General features: G+C 40.3%; 20 protein-coding genes. 6 read left to right on the forward strand and 14 right to left on the reverse strand.

The window, feature by feature from the left end; genetic code table 11:
• Positions 1 to 34 precede the first annotated feature (34 nt).
• The 7 genes from RIV7116_RS31400 to RIV7116_RS31430 form a co-directional block, all read right to left on the reverse strand.
• Positions 35 to 1,444: a sensor histidine kinase gene (locus tag RIV7116_RS31400; protein WP_015122372.1), complete on the reverse strand. Its 1,410-nt coding sequence runs from the start codon at positions 1,442 to 1,444 to the stop codon at positions 35 to 37.
• 135 nt (positions 1,445 to 1,579) lie between these two features.
• Positions 1,580 to 3,247: a response regulator gene (locus tag RIV7116_RS31405; protein WP_044291299.1), complete on the reverse strand. Its 1,668-nt coding sequence runs from the start codon at positions 3,245 to 3,247 to the stop codon at positions 1,580 to 1,582.
• A gap of 294 nt (positions 3,248 to 3,541) precedes the next feature.
• Positions 3,542 to 3,937 carry a VOC family protein gene (locus RIV7116_RS31410; protein ID WP_015122374.1) on the reverse strand — a complete coding sequence of 132 codons (396 nt, stop codon included), beginning with the start codon at positions 3,935 to 3,937 and terminating at the stop codon, positions 3,542 to 3,544.
• A 375-nt stretch (positions 3,938 to 4,312) separates the two neighbouring features.
• Positions 4,313 to 6,526: a xanthine dehydrogenase family protein molybdopterin-binding subunit gene (locus tag RIV7116_RS31415; protein ID WP_015122375.1), complete on the reverse strand. Its 2,214-nt coding sequence runs from the start codon at positions 6,524 to 6,526 to the stop codon at positions 4,313 to 4,315.
• 132 nt (positions 6,527 to 6,658) lie between these two features.
• On the reverse strand, positions 6,659 to 7,648 hold the full coding sequence (locus RIV7116_RS31420) for a xanthine dehydrogenase family protein subunit M (RefSeq protein WP_015122376.1): 990 nt from the start codon (positions 7,646 to 7,648) through the stop codon (positions 6,659 to 6,661).
• 95 nt (positions 7,649 to 7,743) lie between these two features.
• The gene (locus tag RIV7116_RS31425; RefSeq protein ID WP_015122377.1) at positions 7,744 to 8,388 is read right to left on the reverse strand and encodes a 2Fe-2S iron-sulfur cluster-binding protein; all 645 of its coding nucleotides are present in this window, start codon (positions 8,386 to 8,388) and stop codon (positions 7,744 to 7,746) included.
• 497 nt (positions 8,389 to 8,885) lie between these two features.
• Positions 8,886 to 10,247 (reverse strand): MATE family efflux transporter, encoded by a 1,362-nt coding sequence (locus RIV7116_RS31430; protein ID WP_015122378.1) that lies wholly within the window; start codon positions 10,245 to 10,247, stop codon positions 8,886 to 8,888.
• Here RIV7116_RS31430 and RIV7116_RS35405 point away from each other — a divergent pair.
• Positions 10,174 to 10,551: an AraC family transcriptional regulator gene (locus tag RIV7116_RS35405; RefSeq protein WP_083894110.1), complete on the forward strand. Its 378-nt coding sequence runs from the start codon at positions 10,174 to 10,176 to the stop codon at positions 10,549 to 10,551. The two genes, RIV7116_RS31430 and RIV7116_RS35405, sit on opposite strands and share 74 nt — an antisense overlap.
• 136 nt (positions 10,552 to 10,687) lie before the next feature.
• Here the strand turns inward: RIV7116_RS35405 and RIV7116_RS31435 are convergent, their stop codons facing one another.
• The gene (locus RIV7116_RS31435) at positions 10,688 to 11,857 is read right to left on the reverse strand and encodes a VWA domain-containing protein (RefSeq protein WP_015122379.1); all 1,170 of its coding nucleotides are present in this window, start codon (positions 11,855 to 11,857) and stop codon (positions 10,688 to 10,690) included.
• 490 nt (positions 11,858 to 12,347) lie between these two features.
• Here RIV7116_RS31435 and RIV7116_RS31445 point away from each other — a divergent pair, with 490 nt between their 5' ends.
• The 4 genes from RIV7116_RS31445 to RIV7116_RS31460 all read left to right on the forward strand — a co-directional run bounded on the left by RIV7116_RS31445 (position 12,348) and on the right by RIV7116_RS31460 (position 15,478).
• The gene (locus RIV7116_RS31445) at positions 12,348 to 13,334 is read left to right on the forward strand and encodes a DUF2382 domain-containing protein (RefSeq protein WP_015122381.1); all 987 of its coding nucleotides are present in this window, start codon (positions 12,348 to 12,350) and stop codon (positions 13,332 to 13,334) included.
• A gap of 111 nt (positions 13,335 to 13,445) precedes the next feature.
• Positions 13,446 to 13,895, forward strand: coding sequence for a BON domain-containing protein (locus RIV7116_RS31450; RefSeq protein WP_015122382.1), 450 nt, complete (start codon positions 13,446 to 13,448; stop codon positions 13,893 to 13,895).
• 132 nt (positions 13,896 to 14,027) lie between these two features.
• Positions 14,028 to 14,558 carry a DUF421 domain-containing protein gene (locus RIV7116_RS31455; RefSeq protein WP_015122383.1) on the forward strand — a complete coding sequence of 177 codons (531 nt, stop codon included), beginning with the start codon at positions 14,028 to 14,030 and terminating at the stop codon, positions 14,556 to 14,558.
• Between the two features lie 242 nt (positions 14,559 to 14,800).
• A complete protein-coding gene (locus tag RIV7116_RS31460) occupies positions 14,801 to 15,478 on the forward strand; it encodes a sterol desaturase family protein (RefSeq protein ID WP_015122384.1) in 678 nt (225 codons plus the stop codon).
• 13 nt (positions 15,479 to 15,491) lie between these two features.
• Here the strand turns inward: RIV7116_RS31460 and RIV7116_RS31465 are convergent, their stop codons facing one another.
• From RIV7116_RS31465 to RIV7116_RS31485, 5 genes are all read right to left on the reverse strand, one after another.
• Positions 15,492 to 15,923, reverse strand: a complete 432-nt coding sequence (locus RIV7116_RS31465) for an NADAR family protein (RefSeq protein WP_015122385.1) — start codon at positions 15,921 to 15,923, stop codon at positions 15,492 to 15,494.
• 30 nt (positions 15,924 to 15,953) lie between these two features.
• Positions 15,954 to 16,754, reverse strand: a complete 801-nt coding sequence (locus tag RIV7116_RS31470; protein ID WP_371261607.1) for an HXXEE domain-containing protein — start codon at positions 16,752 to 16,754, stop codon at positions 15,954 to 15,956.
• A complete protein-coding gene (locus RIV7116_RS31475; RefSeq protein WP_015122387.1) occupies positions 16,751 to 17,215 on the reverse strand; it encodes a hypothetical protein in 465 nt (154 codons plus the stop codon). The genes RIV7116_RS31470 and RIV7116_RS31475 overlap by 4 nt, the downstream gene beginning before the upstream one ends.
• Before the next feature lie 117 nt (positions 17,216 to 17,332).
• A complete protein-coding gene (locus RIV7116_RS31480) occupies positions 17,333 to 18,010 on the reverse strand; it encodes a VOC family protein (RefSeq protein ID WP_015122388.1) in 678 nt (225 codons plus the stop codon).
• A gap of 25 nt (positions 18,011 to 18,035) precedes the next feature.
• Positions 18,036 to 18,863: an alpha/beta hydrolase gene (locus RIV7116_RS31485; RefSeq protein WP_015122389.1), complete on the reverse strand. Its 828-nt coding sequence runs from the start codon at positions 18,861 to 18,863 to the stop codon at positions 18,036 to 18,038.
• Between the two features lie 344 nt (positions 18,864 to 19,207).
• Here RIV7116_RS31485 and RIV7116_RS31490 point away from each other — a divergent pair, with 344 nt between their 5' ends.
• Entirely contained in the window at positions 19,208 to 20,098 is an 891-nt protein-coding gene (locus RIV7116_RS31490) for a LysR family transcriptional regulator (RefSeq protein WP_015122390.1), read from the forward strand.
• Positions 20,099 to 20,316: 218 nt separating this feature from the next.
• Here the strand turns inward: RIV7116_RS31490 and RIV7116_RS31495 are convergent, their stop codons facing one another.
• Entirely contained in the window at positions 20,317 to 22,590 is a 2,274-nt protein-coding gene (locus RIV7116_RS31495) for a DUF5682 family protein (protein ID WP_015122391.1), read from the reverse strand.
• Positions 22,591 to 22,695 lie beyond the last annotated feature (105 nt).

Genomic DNA, 22,695 nt, shown 5'->3' on the forward strand with positions numbered 1-22,695 from the left:
AGATTTTTGGCGCTTAAGCGCAACTACGAACCAATTATTTATGACTACAACCTGCTATGGGAAGACAAATTTTAAAAGTGGTTTTTCCGGGTTTTGATTCTAAATATATCGCTCCTTTGTGACGGTTTTCTACAATTCTTCTAACTGCATCTAAACCCAATCCAGAACCTTTTCCTACTCCTTTTGTTGTAAAGAATGGTTCATAAATACGCGATTGTACCTCTTCAGGAACTCCTGTTCCGCTATCGATAATTTCGACTTTTAAAGAGTTTTCAAAATGAGATGTTTTGATTTCTATAGTGCCTTTTCCTTCCATCGCATCAATGGCATTATCGATTAAATTTGTCCAAACTTGATTTAGTTCGCTACCATAAGCAAGGATTTTGGGAAGATTCTCTCCATAACAACGATTAATTTCGACACCATGTTTGAGTTTAAAAGAAAATAATTTAATCGTATCTTCTAAACCTTGATGAATATCTACCCACTGTTGAGCGCCACGATCTAAATGAGAGTATGATTTCATGGAATGTACTAATTCTGAAATCCGTTCGGCTCCGCGCAAACCGTTTTTAATTGTGGACATAACGTCGAAGGAAATTGCTAACCAGCGTATTCCCATATCCCGGAGTTCGGTGGTATCATCTCGCCAACGTTCCATCATGATGTCGAGTGTTTTTACATCTACCCCCCCTGCTGCTAAAGGTTCGGCTAAATTCCAGGCTTTCTCGACTCCGTAATCTTCCAGCCAATCAAGTAGCTCATCTTCCCTATCGGCTATCGTCATTGGATCTAATTTATCGTTGTTAATTATGTCGTAGCCGTCATCCCGAATTTTTGTCCATTGCTGAGTATGTTCTTCGTCTTCCTCATGCTTTCCGTAAACTAAGTTCATGCGTTGCAGTTCGATCAATGCTGGCGTGACATCTTTCAAGGCGCGAACTAAAGCCGCAGCAGGGTTGTTAAGTTCGTGTGCTAAACCTGCCGACATCGTACCCAAAGCTGCCATTTTTTCGCGATTGCGGATAAAGGATTCTAGCCCCCGCAATCTTTTTTGAACTGCACGAGCTATGGTTACTTCAAATTCCCGACACTGATGAAGTAACTCTAAAAAGTCTTCTGGGGGGAGTTCGTAAACGCGACAATCAGTTAAACCCCGCAAATTTACCATAATTGGCTCATCCGTAAGTATTGGAATTTCTCCCACAAACTCCGGTGCTATATGCTGCCCTAATGGCATTTCCACACCATCGGAATAACGTGTAATGGCAATTTTACCCGACATTAAAATAAATAAACCCCGCGCTGCATCCCCCTCTGATACTAAAATTTCACCCTGCGACAATTTCAACGGAGTAGCGCGATCGCAAACCCATTCCAAACGACTTTCGGGAAGTATTTTAAATAATTCCAGCGTTTGCAATTCTTCAGTACATAAAGTCATAACAGTGAACAGTTATCAGTGAGCAGTTATCAGTTATCAGTTATCAGTTATCAGTTAGCAGTTAGCAGTTAGCAGTTATCAGTTACTAAGTTTTACCCATTAATTATTCACTGTTCACTGTTCACTGTTCACTGTCTACAAAACTTTACTTAAATAGTTGTGAACAAACTGGACGCAAATCGAACCTTCACCGACACCGGAAGCAACTCGTTTTACGGAACCATAACGCACGTCTCCTACCGCAAATATACCGGGGACGTTTGTTTCTAATAAATAGGGGTCGCGTTCTAAATTCCAGCCTTTCGGACGATTATTACCGTTGTGCTTCAAATCTGGGCCTGTGAGCATGAAACCGCGCTTGTCTTTTTCTAATAATCCATCTAACCATTCTGTACTAGGTTTTGCACCGATAAATATAAACAGCGAAGTTGCAGGTACTGTCTCTTTCTCATCTGTCAAACTATTAACAAGAGTCAATTCTTCTAAACTATTTTCGCCTTTGGCTTCTACGACGGTTGTGTGTAACCTGACTTCAATATTTGGTGTTGCTTCAATTTGGTCAATCAAATATTGGGACATACTTTTGGTTAAAGAATCGCCGCGCACCAAAATAATCACTTTGCTGGCATATTTGGAAAAGTACATTGCCCCTTGTCCGGCAGAATTGGCTGCACCGATAATATAGACTTCTTCGCCTTCACAGGAACGAGCTTCTGTTTGGGCTGCTCCATAGTACACACCCGCGCCAGTTAAACGCTCTATCCCCGGCGTATCTAAGCGTCGCCAAGCTACACCCAAAGCCAATATCAAAGCATGACAGCTAATTTCGCTTCCATCTGTTAGTTGAATAATTCGATACTGGTCTTGTACGCGAATACCTTGAACTTCTTGTGGTGTGAGAATCTCGACACCAAACCTTTTAGCCTGGGTTACAGCCCGTCTTGCTAAATCTCCACCGCTCAAACCTACAGGGAAACCAAGGTAGTTTTCAATACGCGAACTGGTTCCCGCTTGTCCTCCCGGCGCTTCTTTCTCTATCATCAACGTTCGCAATCCTTCCGAAGCACCGTACACAGCAGCAGCTAAACCCGCAGGACCACCACCAACAATGATTAAATCGTAAAATGGTTTATCTGCTTGGGTTTGCAATCCGATTTTTTCGGCAAGTTGCACGTTATCGGGTTGCAGTACCGAAGAACCATCTGAGAAAAGCACTAAAGGTAATTGCAAATGGTCGCAATCTGCATATTCGACTAATTTTTGCGCTTCTTCGGAAGATTCAATATCTAACCATTCATAAGGGACTTGATTTCGTGCCAAAAAATCCTTAACTTGGTGAGAATCTGGGGACCAGCGATTACCAATAACGCGAATACCTTCAAACGGTGGACGAAAATGCGCCATCCAATCATCGATTAAATCGTCAATTACCGGAAATAGCTTTTCTTGAGGTGGGTCCCAAGGTTTCATTAAATAGTAGTCAACCTGAGTTTTATTGATCGCATCGATAGCTGCATCAGTATCGGCATAAGCTGTGAGTAAAGCTCTTTTGGCATTAGGATACATTTCCAATCCCTTTTCCAAAAATTCTACTCCCGACATTTGCGGCATTCTTTGGTCAGCTAAAAACAATGCTACCGTTTCGTTGCGAAGCTTGAGCTTTTCTAAGGTATCTAAAGCAGTTTTACCAGAATCAGCACGCATAATCCGAAAGCGATCGCCGTATTGCTGACGCAAATCTCTGGCTACCGCTTGCAAAACTTGCGGATCGTCATCAACAGTTAAAATTACAGGCTTCATAATCAGTTATCAGTGAGCAGTGAGCAGTTATCAGTGAGCAGTGACCAGTAAATAATTATTGCTTGAAGGGTGGAGTTAATGATATTCACATCTTGCACCTTGATGACAAATCCGATTTGTTTTTGTGGATCGATTGATTTTTTTAGGAATTAACAAAAATGGTGCAAGATAAATTTTAACGTACTTAGTATATAGCCTTGGAATCAATTCCAAGGCGAGTATCTGGGCTAATCGCAAATGTTGCAAGATATAAATTAATGTTGACTTTAGAAGCCCTAACTATTTCTGTTTGCCTAATTAAGCGAGCATCTGATAAAGACCAATCAAATTATCATCTGGATCGCGTAGATAAGCTGTTTTGATGCCGTACATGGGATTGTTCATTGGTTCTGCGGTTAATTTAATTCCTTTTTGCTTGAGTTTCATACATTCATCTTCTAAATCATTGACCGTAAAAATTAAGGCTACAGTATCTTGACATTCTGCACTGGCGGGTTTTTCAAAGTTGTGAACCATCCGAGCCATTTCCGAACGTCGAAAAATGCTGAGTCTCATATCTGCAACATGAAATTCTGCATATCCACCTCGTTCGTCTTCCTGCGCTACCTTAAATTCCATTATCTCTTTATAAAAATTGACGCAGGCTTTCCAATCATTAACTAGCAATCTGGTAAAGGATTTATAGACTTTCATATTCCTTAAATTCCCCTGTATCAATCAAGCACTTAAAGAATCCAATTATCAATTGTTAGTTTAGATGATGTTGAATATTCAAATACTGCAATTAATATTTAAAAAAGACTCTAAAAAAAGTACTCCTCACCCTATAAGGGTGAGGCTATACCTAAAAAGTCCGCCGTGGCAGCGGACTAGAAAAATCTTGGTTTTTTAGCCCTTTGGGGGCTTTGTAGCTGTAGCTCCAGGCTTTAGCCCCAGAGCGGTTGGGGTTTGAAAACATGCCCTAGTGCCGTAACCTGATTATTATTTTGGAATCAGTCAGTGTACAAGCACCTTACAAAAAGAGATTAAAGTTAAAATCCCCCGGAGCAGTAAATCCGAGGGAGTCTATCAAAGCAATTTGTCTGGTGTAATCGGCAAATCGCGAATGCGTTTACCCGTTGCGTGGTAAATAGCATTAGCTACAGCTGCACCTGCACCTACAATACCTATTTCACCAACTCCTTTCACGCCTAAAGGGTTGACATGTGGGTCGTTTTCCTCAATAAAAACTATTTCTATATCCGGAATATCGGCATTAACAGGGATATGGTATTCGGCAAGATTGTGATTAACAAAGTTTCCGTAACGGTCGTCAAGAATTGTTTTTTCGTGCAAGGCTTGGGATATACCCCAAACTATACCCCCAATCATTTGCGATCGCGCTGTTTTTTGGTTCAAAATTTTTCCGACTCCAAATGCGCCTAAAAATCTAGAAACCTTTACCATTCCGTTATTTGGGTCTACCTTGACTTCGGCGAAGTGTGCCCCAAACGAATGCATGGAGTATTTTTTCCTGGCTTCATCTGGTGTAGATTCTACCTGTACCGATACTTCTTTAAGCTTGTTTCTACTCAAAATTTCGCCAAAGTTTTCTCCCACAGATTTATCTTTGGCAAAAACACCACCGTCTTTAACTTCTAATTCTGCTGCTTTTAAATTCTTCAGTGCCGAACGGTTATCTTGTTTAACCAATGACACCATTTTATCTTTAAGCGCCATACAAGCATCATGTACCGCACTACCGTAAGAAGCAGCACCCCAAGAACCACCAGAACCGGGTGAAGGTGGTAATTCGGAATCGCCAATTTCTACAGCAACTTTACTTAAAGGTAATTGCAATACTTCCGCTGCTACTTGCGCCAAGATTGTATAAGTACCAGTACCGATATCTGTCGCTGCAATTTGCACCAGTAAATTACCGTTAGGCTGAATTTGAGCGCGGGCTGAAGCAGGTTGTCGATTGGTCGGATAAGTTGCAGCAGCGACTCCATAACCCACTAAATAACCACCGTCGCGCATCGAAGCTGGTTTGGAATTGCGCTTTTCCCAGCCAAAACGTTTTGCACCTTCTCGCAAACTTTCTACCAGCGAACGACTCGACCAAGGTAAATTTTTATAGGGGTCTTGGGGTGGGTCGTTAATGATACGCAGTTCTATCGGGTCAATGTTGAGTTTATAGGCTAATTCATCAATCGCCGATTCTAGAGCGTACATTCCCGGTGTTTCTCCAGGGGCACGCATAATGGTTGGTACTACCATATTTAAAGGTACGGCACGATGGGTAACTAGTACGTTGGGAGCATTGTATATCATGTTAGTTGCTCCACCAACATGTTCGACAAACTCCCTATCCATATTGGTTTGCGTGACGATTTCGTGAGCCACAGCAGTAAGTTTACCGTCCTTTGTTGCACCCAAACGAATCCGCTGTGAAGAATAGGGACGACAACCCACCGAAGTAAACATTTGCTCCCGTGACAGTGCTAGTTTAACCGGACGTTTGACTTGACGAGCTGCCAAAGCTGCTAAAATTACATGTTCGCGTATTGGGAATTTACAACCGAATCCACCACCAATAAATCGTGCAATTACCTGAACGTTTTCTTGGGGAATTCCAAAGGTATCAGCTACCGCTTTTTGCGTCCCCCCAACATGCTGCGAAGCATCGTAAAGCGTGAGTTTACTACCTTGCCAAACAGCAGTAGTAGCTGAAGGCTCCATTGGGTTATGATGTTCTATTGGTGCGGAATAATTTTCATCTAACTGTACCTGTGCTGCTTGCAATCCTTTGTTGATATCACCTCGTCCCGAATCCGGTTCTAAAGGAACCAGCAATCTTTCCGGTTTATAAGCATTTTTCAGATTTTTCTCAAAGCTGACAGCAGGAGTTTCGGGAAGATAAGTTACTTTAACCAAATTAGCAGCGTATTCAGCTTGTTCTAGAGTTTCGGCAACTACAACACCGATATGCTGTCCGTAAAAACTTATTTTATTATCTTGTAATACCGGAAGCGGCTTAACTAAAGGATTACCACCAGATTGATTACTATTATTTTGTCCCAGCTTCGGTGCATTTTGATAAGTAATAACCGCAAGCACGCCGGGTAACTTTTCTGCCGGACTAATATCAATATTGCGGATACTGCCCTTAGCAATTTTGCTTTCAATAACAACAGCATGAGACATATTTTGTACGGGATATTCAGCAGCATAAAGTGCCTTACCCGTAACTTTTAATCTGCCATCTATCCTATTTAACGGTTTACCAATTGGATTATTCATAAATTAGTTATTAGTTATTAGTTATTAGTTATTAGTTATTAGTAGTTAGTAGTTAGTAACAAATGATTTTTAACAATGCCCTATTCCCTATGCCCTATGCCCCATGCCCAATGCCCAATGCCCAATGCCCCATTAACCATTTCCAGTACCGCTTACTGCTGCACTTAATGCTTGAACAATCGCTCTTTTCACCATTTCTACTTTAAAAGCGTTGTGTTCGTAGGTTTTTGCGTTTTTTACTGCTACATCTGCTACGGCTTGAAACGTCTTTTCGTCAGCTTTGGCATTGTCAAGAATTTTTTCTGCTTCAGTTGCTCTCCAAGGTTTATGTGCTACACCACCTAAAGCTAATCTTCCCTGACGAATAGTATTGTTATTTATTTCTAAAGCAGCAGCTACTGAAACTAAAGCGAAAGCATAGGATTGTCTATCTCTAACTTTCAAATAATAAGAATTTTCTGCAAATGGCGATTCTGGTAAAAGCACTGCTGTAATCAATTCATCTGGTTGTAATTCGGTTTCTATCTGTGGTGTATCTCCAGGCAAACGGTGAAAATCAACAGCTTTTATCAACCGCTCTCCTTTTGAACCTTTAACTTTGACTACAGCATCCAAAGCCGATAAAGCAACGCACATATCGGAAGGATGTGTGGCAATACATTGTTCGGAAGCACCTAAAATAGCGTGAATGCGGTTAAAACCTTCAACAGCAGCACAGCCGGAGCCAGGTAAACGCTTGTTACAAGGCATCGCCGTATTATAAAAGTAGTAACAGCGAGTTCTTTGCATCAAATTTCCGCCGGTAGTAGCCATGTTGCGTAACTGTGGAGAAGCACCAGCCAGTACTGCTTGGGATAGTAGGGGATAGCGCTGTCTAACTAGAGGATGGTTTGCCATATCGCTATTTTTTACCAAAGCTCCGATACTCAAACCATTATTTATCCCTTCAATCTTTTCCAATTCCAAGCGATTAATATCTACAAGCTGCTGCGGTTGCTCCACCCCTTCCTTCATCAAATCCAGAAGATTAGTCCCACCCGCAATAAACTTCGTTTGTTTACCAGCAACATTTTTAATAGCCGTATCTTGATTATCGGCACGTATATAAGTAAATGGATTCATAAAATTAGTTTGGTAATTGTTAATTGGGCATTGGGCATGGGAAAGTAAGAAATAGGTAATGGGTAATTGGTAATTGGTTCTACCATCTTTGACCTTTAACCTTTAACCTCGCCGCTCGCTTCCTTAACTGCTGCCAAGATACCGGGATAAGCACCGCAACGACAGAGATTACCGCTCATTCTTTCGCGAATTTCTGTATCGGTTAATTCTACTCGCCCTTCTTTTCTGACATCGGGTGTAACAGCACTTACCTCTCCTTGTTTCACTTCGGCAATTGCAGCAACCGCAGAACAAATTTGTCCGGGGGTACAGTATCCACATTGAAAACCGTCGTGTTTTATAAAGGCAGCCTGTACGGGATGCAAATCATCTCCTTGGGCTAATCCTTCAATGGTAGTTATTTCAGCGCCTTCATTCATAATTGCCAGCGTCAGACAAGAATTAATTCTTCTGCCATTAACTAACACCGTACAAGCACCGCATTGTCCGTGTCCGCAGCCTTTTTTAGTACCAGTTAAACCGATATATTCGCGCAATGCATCGAGTAAAGTAACGCGAGGTTCAACTTGTAAAGTTTGCTCCTTACCATTAATTTTTAGGTTGACGGTAACGGTATTGCTTTGTGAAGGCTGCGGTGCTGTTTGCGCTGAAGTTTTCTTTGTAAATTTACCAATTACAGTTGCTAATACACCGACGAAAGTTAATTGACCAAATCGCCGCCTTCTTAATTTGACTTTCATTTGTCAAGCTTTTAACAGGATAATAAGAAAACTAGTAGCTATCTAACTACTGCTTTCCGATAAATACAGGTTATACAATATCAGCCTTAAGATTGATTCGTCTTCTAGCTAAAGAAATATGCAAATTTTATCTAAAAAGTAAAGGATTGAAATAAATATGCCTTGAGCTATATTGCTTTTTATAAAATCACATGTTTCTATTCGTGCATGTATTTATAATGACTTTCTAACCCATCAAGTTTAATGAAAACGAATATTAGCAGTTGTCTGTCCCATTAAATATGATGAGCTCGTTTTCCTTCAAACCTAGTACTCTGGCAATCCACAATTGCCGGGTAAGGGCAGGCAGGGGGAGCAGGGGAAGCGGAGGGAGCAGGGGGAGAAAAAACTTTTTATTTCCACCCTAAACCCAGCAAAGTTCGCTTGGCGAACCACTAGGGAGACGTAACAGTGTTACGTCTCTATAAGCCATTAGAACTAATGGGACAAAGCATTAATTAGTGCAAATTCCACTTCCAACGAGCAGTTAAGGAGCAAAAACGGTTTAGAAACAATAGCGCTACAATTGCAACTCCAATAGATTGTCCTAACCACAAACCAGTACCACCCCAATCCAATACAAATCCAAGAATATAACCAGTAGTTAATCCAATACCCCAAAAAGCTGGAATACTTAATAACATCGGAATACGTGTATCTTGAAGTCCTTGCAGATTACCGTAGGTGATTTTCTGGACTGTATCTAAAATCTGTGACAGGGTAGCAATTTTTAGCATCGGTAATGCTAAATTTACGATTTCTGTGTTCTTAGGGTCGTTTATATCAATGTATAATCCCACAATTGACTGAGGAAACAACAACATCAAAACAGTCAAGAAGATTGTAAATACTAATCCCATCAAAATACTAAGATAGCCCGACAATTGAATTCCCCTTAAGTTTTTCTGTCCGAGCCATTGTCCGACTCTTACTGTAGCTGCATAAGACATTCCCAAGGGAACCATAAAAGTGACAATAATAGTTTGGAAAACTATTTGATGTGCTGCTAGTACTTCCGTTCCTAAAGCACCCATAAGATAGGTAACAACGGTAAATAATCCTAATTCAAAAGCTGTTGAAATCCCGATTGGAATGCCAATTTTGCTCAATTCCCAAATAATACTTGGTCTAACTCGATGTAGCTGCTCGAATATACGATAGATTTTGAGTTGTTTATGTTTGAGAAAGTAAACTATTAAAGCAATAAACATTCCCCAAAAAGTTAGAGTACTCGATATTGCTAAACCAGCTAATTCCAAGCGAGGAAAGCCAAGTTTTCCAAATCCCAAAACATAGTTACCAATAATATTAAAAAAAGTCCCAGCAATCACAATAAACATTATCGGACGAGTATGTGATAATCCAGATACAACACTTCGCAGCATTGCAAAACCTAAGCCAGGGAAGAAAGCCCAAACCATTATCTTTAAATAGCTATTGGCTAGATTTACTGTTGTTTTAGCTTGTCCTAATTGCAGCATAATTAAATCAAGGTTTGCCATTATCAACATTATCGGTATTGATAACAATAAAACTAGCCAAAAACCTTGACGTGCTAACTTTTCAATTCTGGTTTTGTTCCCCCCACCATAAGCTTCTGAAACCAGCGGACTTATCCCCATTACTATTCCAGCAGTAGCATTCAATAAAGCAAAGAAAGTCAAAGAAGCTAAACCACCAGCAGCTAAACTTTCATTACCCAACCTACCCATCATAATTGTGTCGAAAAATCCCGTTAGAGATTGAGTGACTTGGGCGCTAACTAAAGGAATCGCTAAATGCAAAAATTGTTTACTTTCCTCACGAATATTAGGAGTCACTGATTTTTGTTCAATATGTTTATTTTCTAAATTTAAATTATCAGATTTGGCTAACTTAGCTGGAATTAGTCAGTTTCATTTTAGTCGTTTGTTTAAAAATTCGATGGGAATATCTCCTCACAAGTATGTAATAAAACAAAGAGTTGAGCGAGCAAAATCTTTATTGAAAAATCCAGAATTATCTGTCACAGAAATTAGCTTGTTGTGTGGTTTTAACAGTCACAGCCATCTAGGTAAATATTTTCGACAACTTACAGGATTTACACCAAGGCAATATAGAGCTAGTACTGCTTCGCGGAAGTAAGAAGCAAGAAGTAAGAAGTAAGAAGTTTGATTTTCTAGACTTTTTAATGGTTGCCTTATTTACGCCGACTTGTACTAGTTAGAAAATGAGTCCGCTTGTATTTTGTTATCTGTATAAAAATATAATTGCTGATGCCCTATTCCCTATGCAACCGCTTAGTAACAATATCGTTAGCAGCAGCCCATTGAGCAATATCCTGTTTTTGAATAGCTGCCGCCATTAAATCGGGAAATTGATCTGGGCTACAGGCAAAAGCAGGGCTTCCCATGATGGCGAATTCTTCGGCTACTCTATGGTCGTACATTGGTGCGCCATCGTCATTTAAAGCTAATAGTGTGACTAACTGCACCCCAGAATTGATAATTGCTGCAACACGCTTCAACATTTGCTGACGGTTTCCACCTTCGTACAAATCGCTAATTAATACCATAATGGTATCTTCTGGTTTTTGAATAAAGTTTTGACAGTAACCTAAAGCTTGATTAATATCCGTACCGCCACCCAATTGAGTTCCAAACAGTAAATCTACTGGGTCTTGAGCTTCATCGGTTAAATCTGCAACAGCAGTATCGAAGACAACTATCCGGGTTTGAATTGCACTCAAGGATGCCAAAACTGCTCCAAATATTCCCGCATAAACTACAGAAGTTGCCATTGAACCGCTTTGGTCAATGCAAAGTATAATATTCCGTAAATTGCTGCGTTTGCGTCCGTAGCCGATACGGGTTTCAGGAATAATTGTCCGATATTCTGGTTGATAGTGTTTTAAATTAGCGCGGATGGTGCGGTTCCAGTCGATTTCGTTGTGACGGGGGCGGCGATTGCGTATAGCCCGATTCAGACTTCCCATTACCGCTTGCTGGGTAGGATTTGTCAGTTTTCGCTGCAATTCTTCAACGACACTCCGCACAACTTGACGGGCAGTATCTTTGGTTTTTTCTGGCATGATACTGCTTAGAGAAAGTAAATTCGCGATCAGGTGTACGTCTGGCTCTACTGCTGACAACATTTCTGGTTGCAGCAACATCTGACGCAGGTTGAGCCGCTCCAGTGCGTCTTGCTGCATCACCTTTACTATAGATGAAGGAAAATAAGTACGAATATCTCCCAACCAACGAGCAACTTTTGGTGACGAACTACCCAAACCACCAGAGCGTTCGGAATCGTAAAGCGCATCTAAGGATTTATCGATTTTGGCATCAGCACCTGTCAATTTACAGCCAGTACCATCGGCTTTTTTACTACCAAGGATAAGTCGCCACCGGCGGAGGCGTTCGTTGTTGGAGTTTTCGTTGATTTGGCTCATATAGATTTTGAATTTAGAGTCTTAGATTATATAGATTAAACTAAAATACTATCCCAGGTTATAGATATTCTACTTCTTAATATACCTTGAGTTAGATTCATTATTTGAACTCGTATTATACAGAAACAACATGAAAAATTAGATGCGTTTGAAACATCAAAAATTTATATTTGATATTCCTCTAATTTGTGCAATATTCGATATATCTTGGATTACTTGTTCGGCATAACACTGTATACGCAATAGTTTCAACCATTTTTTATTAATGTAATTTTTAAAAAAATAATTGATAAATACATAATTTTCATAATCAATTCTATCTTTCGATTTACTCATTGATTGTTCTTTTGATAGAAGCGAAATCAGCCAAAGCTTGAGATTATTGGAATGTACGCAAACGGAACTATTCGGGCGTACAGCTAGTGTAAATCTTGATTTTAAAGATACATATTAAACGCTAGTACTTATTGTTAATCAACAGAGGTCAATAATGACAGCTTATACAAATAATATCGATTACAAAAGAGCTGCAGGTTTATTTTACAGTCGTGAAGAAGCAGAAGCGGCAGTTCGCGGTTTGAGAGATGCTGGTTTCAACCAAGACAGAATTTCTGTAATCGCACGCGATGCTGACAAATTAGATGGTGTTGAAACCACAGAAGACGTTGGTAACAAAGCTGATGAAGGTGCTGCTGCTGGAGCTTTAACTGGTGGAGCTTTGGGTGGAATTACCGGTTTGCTCGTTGGTTTGGGAGCATTAGCAATCCCTGGTATCGGTCCAATTATATTCGCTGGTGCTGAAGCCACCGCGATCGCAACAACTCTAGCAGGTGGTGCAATCGGTGCAGCAACTGGTGGATTAGTTGGTGCTTTGATTGGCTTGGGTATTCCTGAAGAGAAAGCAAAGGTTTACAGCGATAGAGTTTCTGGTGGTAGCTTCTTGGTAATGGTAACCGGTACCGAAGCTGAAGTAAAACGTGCTGAAGTCATCATGCAGCGCAGTGGTGTAGAAGAATTCGGAATCTATAACGCACCTGCTCCAGCAGCACAGCCTGTGGCAGAAGCTCCTGCAACCGCAGAAGTTGCAGACAATAATAACGTTAAGCTTTACGAAGAGCGTTTGGTGGCAGATAAAGAGCGTCACAAAGCCGGTGAAGTTTCTGTAGGTAAGAAAGTTGAAACAGAAACAGCTAAAGTAGCAGTTCCCATCGAGAAAGAAAGAGTAGTAATCGAGCGCACCACTCCTACAAATCAAGAAGTAGTAGCTCCAGGAAGTGTTGATTTCTCTGGTAATGAAGTTGCTCGCATGGATATCTACGAAGAATCTGCTGATATCAACAAAGAAGCTTTTGTTCGCGAAGAAGTTAAAGTCCACAAAGAAGTTGAGCGCGAAACTGTAGAAGCGCAAGAAACTCTTCGTCGCGAAGAATTAGATATCGACGTTGATGGTAATCCCGTAATCAATAAAAACCGATAAAAAATGAGTGGAAGAAATCAAAATTACCAACAGAGTATTAAATATTCAAATTAGATACTCTGCTTGGTATCTTCCCAATCTTTTGAAACAAATAATATCTGTGAGGAAAAAATGAAAAAGTTAGCAACATTTGTATTAGGTAGTATTTTATTATTTGGTTCCGCTGCTTGCGAAACCGCTAAAACTAGTTCCGACGCTCCTGATTCTGTTAACGATGAGGTAGAGCAAGCTAGTAAAGTTGAAGAGACTTTAGAAGATGCTTCCAGTGAAATTCGTCAAGATCAGCTAAATTCTGATATCCGAGCTAGAGAGCAGCGTAACGATATAGTTGGCGATCAAACTGATAGAGCCGACTCCGATTTAGCAAGCGAAGTGCGTTCTAAATTAGAAGCTAATATCCCCCGTGCAAAATTAGTTGTTGAAGCTGAAGATGGTGCAGTATCTATTGCAGGAACAGTTCCTAATCAAAAGGAATATAAAACAGTTGAGCCTTTAGCTAAACAAATTTTGGGCGTAAAATCAGTGAAAACAGACGTTAAAGTCGTACCACCCGCTCAGTAATTAACTTTTTTTGGTAATCTGAATATTTAAGATTACCTAAAAATAAATATTAATAGCTTGTAAGGCAGAGATTTTGGTAAAATAATCTGCCTAACTTCTTTTTTATCATGTATTAACGATTAGGAAAAAATTTTGTTAAATAGTTGGGACTCTATACAGCACACTTTAATAGTTGGAACCCTTGGCTATATAGCCACAATTATTTTACTTCGTGTTTCCGGCAAGCGAACTTTATCAAAGTGGAATGCTTTTGATTTTGTGATCACAATCGCATTCGGTTCTATACTCGCAAGCATGATGCTGTCAAAAGATACTTCTTTAGTACAAGGAGTATTAGCAATTGGATTGTTAGTATTATTTCAGTTTATTATTACCTGGATTTCGGTACGCTCCAATATATTTCAAGGATGGATTAAAGCAGAGCCTACTTTGTTACTTTTCAAAGGTGAATTACAGCATCATGCTATGCGACATCAAAGGGTAGCTGAAGGTGAAGTTTTGGCAGCTTTGCGTACAAATGGAATGGCGGCGTTAGAAGATGCAGAAGCAGTGATTTTAGAAACAGATGGTAGTTTCAGCGCGATCAAGAAACTTAAGGATTCTTCAGCTTCAGCCTTAGCTGATGTTAAGGGTTATCCCAAACAAAGTACTGCTCGGATTTAACAGAATGTTACCGGCTTAATCCAAAAAAGAGTAATTATAATAATATTATTATCTTAAGATATAAAAATTAATCGAACCTTTGACCCAATTTTAATAGACAATAATAGAAACCGTTGATTAATTAGGGAATTCGCTTGCAACAAAATTTATTATTTATCTTGAACAAGCTATGCTTAGACTGGCTTGCTCTTTTTGGTATAATTGTCAGCCGATATTTTTTAATATGCGGGATAACCTATTTAGTGTGCTATTCTGCTTTAATCAAATATATAGCCAAAGTTAATTTACAAGGTAAAGCTATAGCGTGGCAAACAATTAAGAAAGATATGGAATTATCGTTATTATGTGCGATAATTTTTGCATTTTGTGCCGCTTTAGTAATTACAGCATATGATTTAGGATTTACACGTTTATATACTTCTATGAATCAATATGGATTATGGTATTTAGGCGTTAGTTTCGCTGCATTACTTGTTTTACAAGATACCTATTTTTATTTTATGCATCGACTATTTCACCATCCTTTACTGTTTAGAAAGCTGCATTTTGGTCATCATCGTTCAAAAGTTCCAACACCTTGGACATCTTTTGCATTCGATCCTATTGAAGCATTTATACAAGCGCTTTTCTTTGTTTGTATAATTTTTGTTTTGCCCCTTCACTATATTCCTTTAATTACTGCTTTAATTGTAATGACAGTATGGGCAGTATTTAATCATATTGGATTTGAGTTATTTCCAGCATCTTTTTATTCCAACTCATTGGGAAAATGGTTTATTGGTTCAAAACATCATCTAATACATCATCGTAAATACAATTTACACTACGGACTGTATTTTACATTTTGGGATAAACTTTTAGGAACTCACGACTCTAATTATCAAAGTGAAAAATTAGTTCCGATTACAAAGCAAACTTAAATAGCTTATCTATTTATCGTATTTTATCTCTCACTTCCATTAATATTTTCCCTAACATATTTTTTCCGCTACCATCTTTACCGCAACCCCAATAATAATCACCTGGTGCATTTTCGATGATTTCTTCATCAACGGTAGCAAGTAAAATTTCGCGAATTTCTGCATGAGTCTCAAACTTCTTCAAAACAGCTTTTCGCATGATATCGTCTTTAACTTCCTCCCAATCCTTACGTAAAGGGCGTTTTCTATCTCTTCCCATTGAAGCAGCTTGTTTGGGAGTTTTTGCTTGTTGAATTTCTTCTAAATGATGTGTTCCGATAAATTTTTGAGCTTGAAAATAATGTTCGGTTGTCTTCCACCAAAAGCCATCTAACTCAACACCGTGGGGTGAGAAATTAGAGAAGCAACCGTATTCATCGTTAGTGGTGTAGAAGTAGATGGGCATATTCTATTTTGGATTTTAAATTTGATAAATTCATGGTGTGAGATCATCTTCGACGAGCGTGCTTGAATTAGGCAAATAATTATTGAATAAAAATGCTGGAATTACTGACCATACAACTAACATAGCAAAATAAACTTCAGAGGGAATAAGCTCAAACCAGTTAGCTGATAGCAATCCAGTAATTAGAATGACGTGTGCGATAATTGCCCAAACGATACTCGCTATGACCTGTGATTTCGCATACTGTTTGGTAAATAATACTTTTCGGTAAAAGGCGATCGCCACAGGCAGAAAAATCACTATCGCTGTTAACAAACCAGGATTGTAGGATTGTTTAAATATCCCTGGGAAGATATGGCTGATGGCATTGACAAGCACAATACCATTCATTGCTAATACTGGAAATAAATGTTTGGGACTACGCCAGATACCAATGATACCAATTAACCATACAAGAGATGTATTGATTACAAATATTGCTTCTCGGCTCAATATTATTACAGAAGAATCTTGTACTCCAAGTATACTCAAAAACAAGGTATTGAAATACTCAGAAAACGCATAATGATTGCCAAAAACATCGATCCAATGTTCCTCGAATTGATGAATCATATATGCCACTAGCAGTACTACAGATATCAATTTCGTATCTGAAAAAACTACCTCTGTCTGCTCAGTTCTGGACGAAAAGAATATGAACAGAATGAATGGAACTGTATAGATACCAATCTTCATCCAATTTTCTATGAGGAAATCATATTGCCCTAATGGTGCCCAAAGCATGAAGAACAGAAGAAATATGCTGACCAATGAAATCCTTGAATTATTCATTTTTCTGGGGAGTTAGCGTATTTGCAACGAAAATAAGCATAAAAACTCAATGTAATTGCCAAGGATGAGATGATTGTCATAACAGTTCCGGGTACGAACTTGTTGTAAGCACCTAAATCTATAAATATAAAATATCCAACATCAAGTAGACCGCCAACTAGGGCTGAGACGAATATAGCAGCAACGTTTTTGCGCCAAATAAATATGCCGCCGATAATCGTAACGACACCACCCCATAGCAGATTGAAACCGTGCTGATTAATAATAGCTCCAACGGCATCGGGATAATCCATTTTCAATAAATTGGGGTCTACAGCATCGGCTATTCCTGCGACTGCAACTGCTGTGTCACCGGAAATGGTTAAACCCCCAGCTAAAGCATGGACAAGTCCCCAAATCACCCAAAGGATGGCGGAAATCTTCAACAGTATATGTGTATTTTGTTGACTAATTTGAGGCATTTATCATTTTCCTTTTAGAACAGAATAGAGAGGGCAGATTTCAGCTTCTTAACTTAACATCACTAATCTGCCCAGTGTCGGTTTTAAAGTTGTGGTTGAAATAGTGTCAATTAAGTATTAGATCGAGACAGGAGGTTCCGGAGTACTCATTGTGGCAAAAACTTCTTCATCTGACATTTCTACAGCCTGCTTGAGTAGCTTATTCTCAAAAATCCCATGGTTTTTTATCGGATCTACAGGAGGTTGGGGAACTGTTCCACCCTTACCTTCATAGGAGTCGGGTGCTTTGTAGCGTGCCAATTCTTCAGAGGAAATCGAGAGTGCTTCCACAATCTTGGGATCGATCCAAGCCTCGGGGTTAATCGTACCTGTGTAAACTGCAATCTCCAAAGATAAATTGTCGGGACCACTAAAGTAAATTGACTGCATCACCCCGTGGTCAAGCGGTCCAAAGACATGGATACCTTTGGAGCGGAGGCGATCGCGCATATTGAGCAGTTCTTCGACGCTATCTACGTTGAACGCTAAATGCTGTAATGTCCCTGGGGCTGATGGTCCATTCTGGGTATAGGTGACACCGGCAATCGGCTCGATGTTTTTATTTTCTGGGAACTCAACGAAACTGAGACAGCATTTATCACTTAATTTCAGAAAGGTGTGGTGAGCGCCACTGACATTGTGCATTGGAAATAGAGCAACAAGCTCTGCACCCAGAACATCAGTGAAGAATTCTATTTGCTTCTTCGTGTCACCAGTGGAAATTGGTAGATGGTTGATGCCGTTTGCTTTAATCATGTTTCTTTCTCCTCCTTATCTGAATCTAGATGTACTTGTTGACAAATTCTTCAACAATTTCCGAGAAGCCCTCAGTGTGATAAATCATCATTTGGTGAGTTGCATCCGCCATGATTTTGCATTCCACGGGACCTGCGATTGCAGATGCAGTTGCCTTGATTACATCGGGTGGAAACGTGGGATCTTTCTCACCACCGACAAATAAAATGGGCTTTGTGTTTTCCGCAATTGGTACAACTGGATCGTATGTAATCACGGATGCCCAAGAAGCCAAATCGTAACTCCAGGTATTCCAAGGATCGGCGTGCTTCATCTCGCCAGCACCTTCCAAACCATAGTCTTCATCCAAATCGAAAGTCAGGTCAACATCAATCCGCGCACCGCGTCCGGCAAGCTTGATAAAAGTCTGAAATGCTTCAGATTTTAAGGGTTCTCTAAGCTTTGCGGTAAAGGGACCGCCAGGTACAAAAGCCGAACCCATAATGATTGAGCCTATAACTGCCTCAGCATAGGTTCCAGAGTATGCAGCAGCGGCACCAAAACTTGACCCGAGCAGAAAAACTGGGAGTCCCGTTTCTTGCTTCACATGGGTAGCAAAATTGACACCTGCTTGTGCCCACTCGGCAAACTCAAACTGACCGCGCGGTCGGGTGCTGCGTGTTGATTTTCCATGACCGGGAGCATCGTAACTCCAGATGTCCGCACCCTTTTTTTCAGCGTAATAAGTGCAAAAAGCATCGTAAATCCCACCATGTCCGGCAAAGCCGTGGGAAATGACGAGGGCGTATTTCGGATTTTTTCCACGATAGCGGGTAGCATAAAGCTCTCCGAGCATATGATTTTCTACGAGCATTTTGACCTCCTTTCAGTTAATGCTTGAAAAATTCGACTTAGTTTTGGGGGAAAACCTGACTCCGCACTTAAGAATCTTGATTTGTCAATGGTGATTGATTATTTCTGAGATAATTTCTATGTCATATTGACCAAGCCATATTGGCATGTTGCTTTCATTGTTGTAAATTCCATTAATACGCACATATAGTGTGCGATTTTGCAGTCCTCAGTTCTATGGGTAGTTTGAGTGATTTCAGTTGCTTACCAGGTTCTACGATGAGAAACCCTTAGCACTTGGCATGATGCAAAATTGTTGTAAATTCCATTAATATGTACGATATGCGATTTGGCTAAGGCGAATTAATGAATAATTGGAATGAAATTAGAACGGCTTATCAGGTCGCACGTTTAGGAACCGTTACAGCAGCTGCCGAAATTTTAGGTATTCACCGTTCAACCGTTATTCGCCACATAGATACTTTAGAAAATGCTTTAGGAGCAAAGGTTTTTCTGCGTCATTCACGGGGATACACCCCTACAGAATTAGGTCTGGAATTAATGCGTATGGCTAGAACCGCAGATGCACAATTTAGTCGGCTTGTAGAACTCGCAGCAGCAGATAATACAGGATTTTCGGGTGAATTTATCTTGACATCTTTGTATATACTTGCGCCGATGTTAATCCCAGTGCTAAAAGACTTTCAGGCTCAATATCCAAATATTTATGTTCGTGATCTGGCAAGTGAAAAACTTTTTCGACTAGATTATGGTGAAGCTCATGTTGCTGTACGCGCGGGTGCTAAACCAGAAATTGAAGATCATATTGTACAGCCCTTTACTACACCAAGAATAGGACTCTACGCTAGTGTAGATTACGTTTCGCGTAAAGGCACTCCCAAAGCTGATGATGATTTTGCAGAACATAATTTTGTGGGGTTTGATAATCTCAATTATGGTCCGCCATTGAACATCAATAGCTGGATGCGAGAGAATATCCCCGAGAAGAATATTATTTTTCGGAGTACTGATGTAACCGTCTTGGAAACTGCAATACTATCGGGAATTGGCATTGGGTTCTTTCCAACTGACAAAGCCACTCAACATCCTGAACTGATTGAAATCTCGCCGCCTAAAGAAGAATGGGATATACCCTTCTGGATAATAACCCATGTTGATTTGCACCATACAGCTAAAGTGAAAGCATTTCTCACGTTTTTACAGGAAGAAACGAATCAACGTTTTTGCAGCTATTAGCATAAATTTAAGAAAACAATTTGATATGCTGCTTAAAATATTTTTATTTTTGGGGATATTTATCACTAGCTTTGTATATGTATTATGTAATTAGTTATATAATAAGTAATTAGCCAGACTTGATATGACTGGGCTTTTGGTATAGAAAATTAATTGTATAATCCCATTTAATAAGTAATAACCCGTCCGTGACAAAAGCTAACTATAAAATACAATTTTCAAACACCCAAAAACTGCTTCAAAATAGGCAAAACCAAAACAGCATTCTCTTGATTAATATCATTCTCATCATCAGGAAAACCAGAATTTCCATCAATACCATTCTTCACCCTTTCACCCATTTGTCTTCTTTCGGGTTCGCTAAAAGTAGCAAAAGTACGTCTTAATAAAGGTAACGAAGCTACAAAGAAATCTTCACTTAAATGACTTACCCAATTATCTAAAACCTGCCAAAGCTTATCATCATGCAAAAGCAGTAAACCGCTACCTTTTAAAAATCCTTCTACCCACGCGCCTGCTTGAGATGGTTCATTAGCTGTAGATAAAGCCAAGCCCATTCTACGTGCTGCTTCTGCTGCATCTAAAACCTCAGCATCTAACAGCAGACGACAGCAACGCCCAGAAATTAAACCATGTACGTTAATATTGTCTGCAATTTGTACTAAAACTTGTCTCCAAGAGGTGATATGTTCTTCGTTTTGTAATAAACCAATCGCATTATTCACCTTTACTACATTCTCATACATTTGCGCTGCTGCATCATCATCAAGTGAAACGCAAGCACCTGGTAAACTAATGCAAATCCGCGCTACTAAACCATCAACGACATGAGATATCATCGCTGTATCGGTTTGTCGCACGTTACCGTAGCGCATCACATTCGCGAGTGGTGGTAATGCATTCATTAAATGAGTGACATCGCTGGTTAAAGCAGCAGCATTTTGCAACCGCGACATTAAATGAATTACCGCATCGGGTAAGTCAGATAAAATCACTTTATCCAACAAACCTGTCAGCACTGGTAACTCATCAGTTGTATCCGCAGCACTACAAGCTTTGACATTTGCAGCATCAGCAATCGTATTTCCCCAAACTCCGGCTTCAATTAAATTGACAGCAAATTCGGGATGCCACTGTACCAGCCAAAATTCATGAAAAGTACCTTTCTTGCCGCGAGTTTGCTGAAATTGTCCCCAAGGAATATCTAGAAGATTGAGACGATGTAGCAAATGGGAGCGAGCCAAATCATTCTCCTTCCGCAAATCCAAATCGTATGTCTTTTCTGTAGCATCCGCAGGCATACGCAATCGCTTTTGCTGGCGCTGCAAATCTTGCTGCAACGGCACCATCGGCGTTTCATCGGGGACTTTTCCCAAACTTTCCCCAACAATCAACTTATCGAAAATCAACTGCATCGGTAAATCGCTACCGAAACACATTACCGTTTGTGTAGCCTCATTCAATTCCGGTAAACCGGGCAAAGAGCGATTTCGCAAAGCAGCTAAAGATTCCGCCAACCTTACCGCTTCAATAATGTGTGCTGAAGAAGCATCTAAATCTTGTTGCCGCAGCAAACGCGCTACTTTAGCCATCCAGGTTATTGAAATAGAGGGGGGAGAGGGGGTAGCAATTTCTTCTTGTCTTTCCAATGCCCTATTCCCAATCCCCAATGCCCCATGCCCAATTCCCCATTGCCAAAGATGGTGATACCAACCAGGTGATTCTATACCAGCACCATAACCGCTGCTGTAAGACAAACGCCCGTAAGTCCAAGGTATCCAGGTTGCTTGTACCTTTTTCTTAGGTAAACCTTTGAGTAATGCCGTATCTTCTTTAGCTGCTGGCATCTGGGAAAGTGCGGGAGCGTGCCAAGCACCACAAACAACGGCAATGCGCTCAAAACCTTCTTTCTGAGCGGTGCGGATAGTTTTCCGCATATAAGCTTCCCGTTTGTTTTCGATAGGATTTTCAGAAGCTGGCATTTCTTCACGCACTGCCGTCATTGCTTCCAAAATACCTGTAAATAAATCAACACTATCCCCGCGTGTTTCCACCATATGTTCCCACCAGCGCTCTCCGTCGCTGTATCCTGCTGCTTCGGCGAGTAATCCCAATGGATCTTGTGGGAGAGAGGGGGGAGAAATTACTTTATTTTCTGCTTGTACTTCTTCTACCATAGCCATCCGATGGGTTAGGGGTAAATCCATAAACCGCACGGGGATATTATTACTGAGTCCAAATTGTATTGCTTGCCACTCTGGCGAAAATACGGCGAAGGGATAATAAACGCTTTCTTTGGGGTTGTCTGGCAGGTAAATTAGTAGTGCTACCGGCGGCTGCATTTGCGATGAAACAACCAACGGTAGCAATGATTCGGCATCAGGAGGTCCTTCGATGAGGATGATATTGGGTTGTAGCTGTTCTAATGCCCTACGCAGACTGCGTGCTGAACCGGGACCGTGATGTCGTATACCAAAGATATGGTTACTCATAATAATTAAACCGCAGAGACACTGAAGAAGAAAGCAAGAGATTTTATCTCGTAAGCATAATCGATGATGAAGTGATGTTACTGGATTTTGCTGCTCAAAGCATGG

It is taken from the genome of Rivularia sp. PCC 7116, from assembly GCF_000316665.1.
Classification (GTDB): Bacteria; Cyanobacteriota; Cyanobacteriia; order Cyanobacteriales; family Nostocaceae; genus Rivularia.

What these genes read in the sequence shown, in the direction of transcription:
- RIV7116_RS31450 (WP_015122382.1), top strand. Translation starts at nt 13,446, where the DNA reads ATGAAAAAGTTAGCAACATTTGTATTAGGTAGTATTTTATTATTTGGT.
- RIV7116_RS31485 (WP_015122389.1), bottom strand. Translation starts at nt 18,863, where the DNA reads ATGCTCGTAGAAAATCATATGCTCGGAGAGCTTTATGCTACCCGCTAT.
- RIV7116_RS31425 (WP_015122377.1), bottom strand. Translation starts at nt 8,388, where the DNA reads ATGAAAGTCAAATTAAGAAGGCGGCGATTTGGTCAATTAACTTTCGTC.
- RIV7116_RS31480 (WP_015122388.1), bottom strand. Translation starts at nt 18,010, where the DNA reads ATGATTAAAGCAAACGGCATCAACCATCTACCAATTTCCACTGGTGAC.
- RIV7116_RS31435 (WP_015122379.1), bottom strand. Translation starts at nt 11,857, where the DNA reads ATGAGCCAAATCAACGAAAACTCCAACAACGAACGCCTCCGCCGGTGG.
- RIV7116_RS31465 (WP_015122385.1), bottom strand. Translation starts at nt 15,923, where the DNA reads ATGCCCATCTACTTCTACACCACTAACGATGAATACGGTTGCTTCTCT.
- RIV7116_RS31490 (WP_015122390.1), top strand. Translation starts at nt 19,208, where the DNA reads ATGAATAATTGGAATGAAATTAGAACGGCTTATCAGGTCGCACGTTTA.
- RIV7116_RS31470 (WP_371261607.1), bottom strand. Translation starts at nt 16,754, where the DNA reads ATGAATAATTCAAGGATTTCATTGGTCAGCATATTTCTTCTGTTCTTC.
- RIV7116_RS31495 (WP_015122391.1), bottom strand. Translation starts at nt 22,590, where the DNA reads ATGAGTAACCATATCTTTGGTATACGACATCACGGTCCCGGTTCAGCA.
- RIV7116_RS31415 (WP_015122375.1), bottom strand. Translation starts at nt 6,526, where the DNA reads ATGAATAATCCAATTGGTAAACCGTTAAATAGGATAGATGGCAGATTA.
- RIV7116_RS31410 (WP_015122374.1), bottom strand. Translation starts at nt 3,937, where the DNA reads ATGAAAGTCTATAAATCCTTTACCAGATTGCTAGTTAATGATTGGAAA.
- RIV7116_RS31400 (WP_015122372.1), bottom strand. Translation starts at nt 1,444, where the DNA reads ATGACTTTATGTACTGAAGAATTGCAAACGCTGGAATTATTTAAAATA.
- RIV7116_RS31445 (WP_015122381.1), top strand. Translation starts at nt 12,348, where the DNA reads ATGACAGCTTATACAAATAATATCGATTACAAAAGAGCTGCAGGTTTA.
- RIV7116_RS31475 (WP_015122387.1), bottom strand. Translation starts at nt 17,215, where the DNA reads ATGCCTCAAATTAGTCAACAAAATACACATATACTGTTGAAGATTTCC.
- RIV7116_RS31420 (WP_015122376.1), bottom strand. Translation starts at nt 7,648, where the DNA reads ATGAATCCATTTACTTATATACGTGCCGATAATCAAGATACGGCTATT.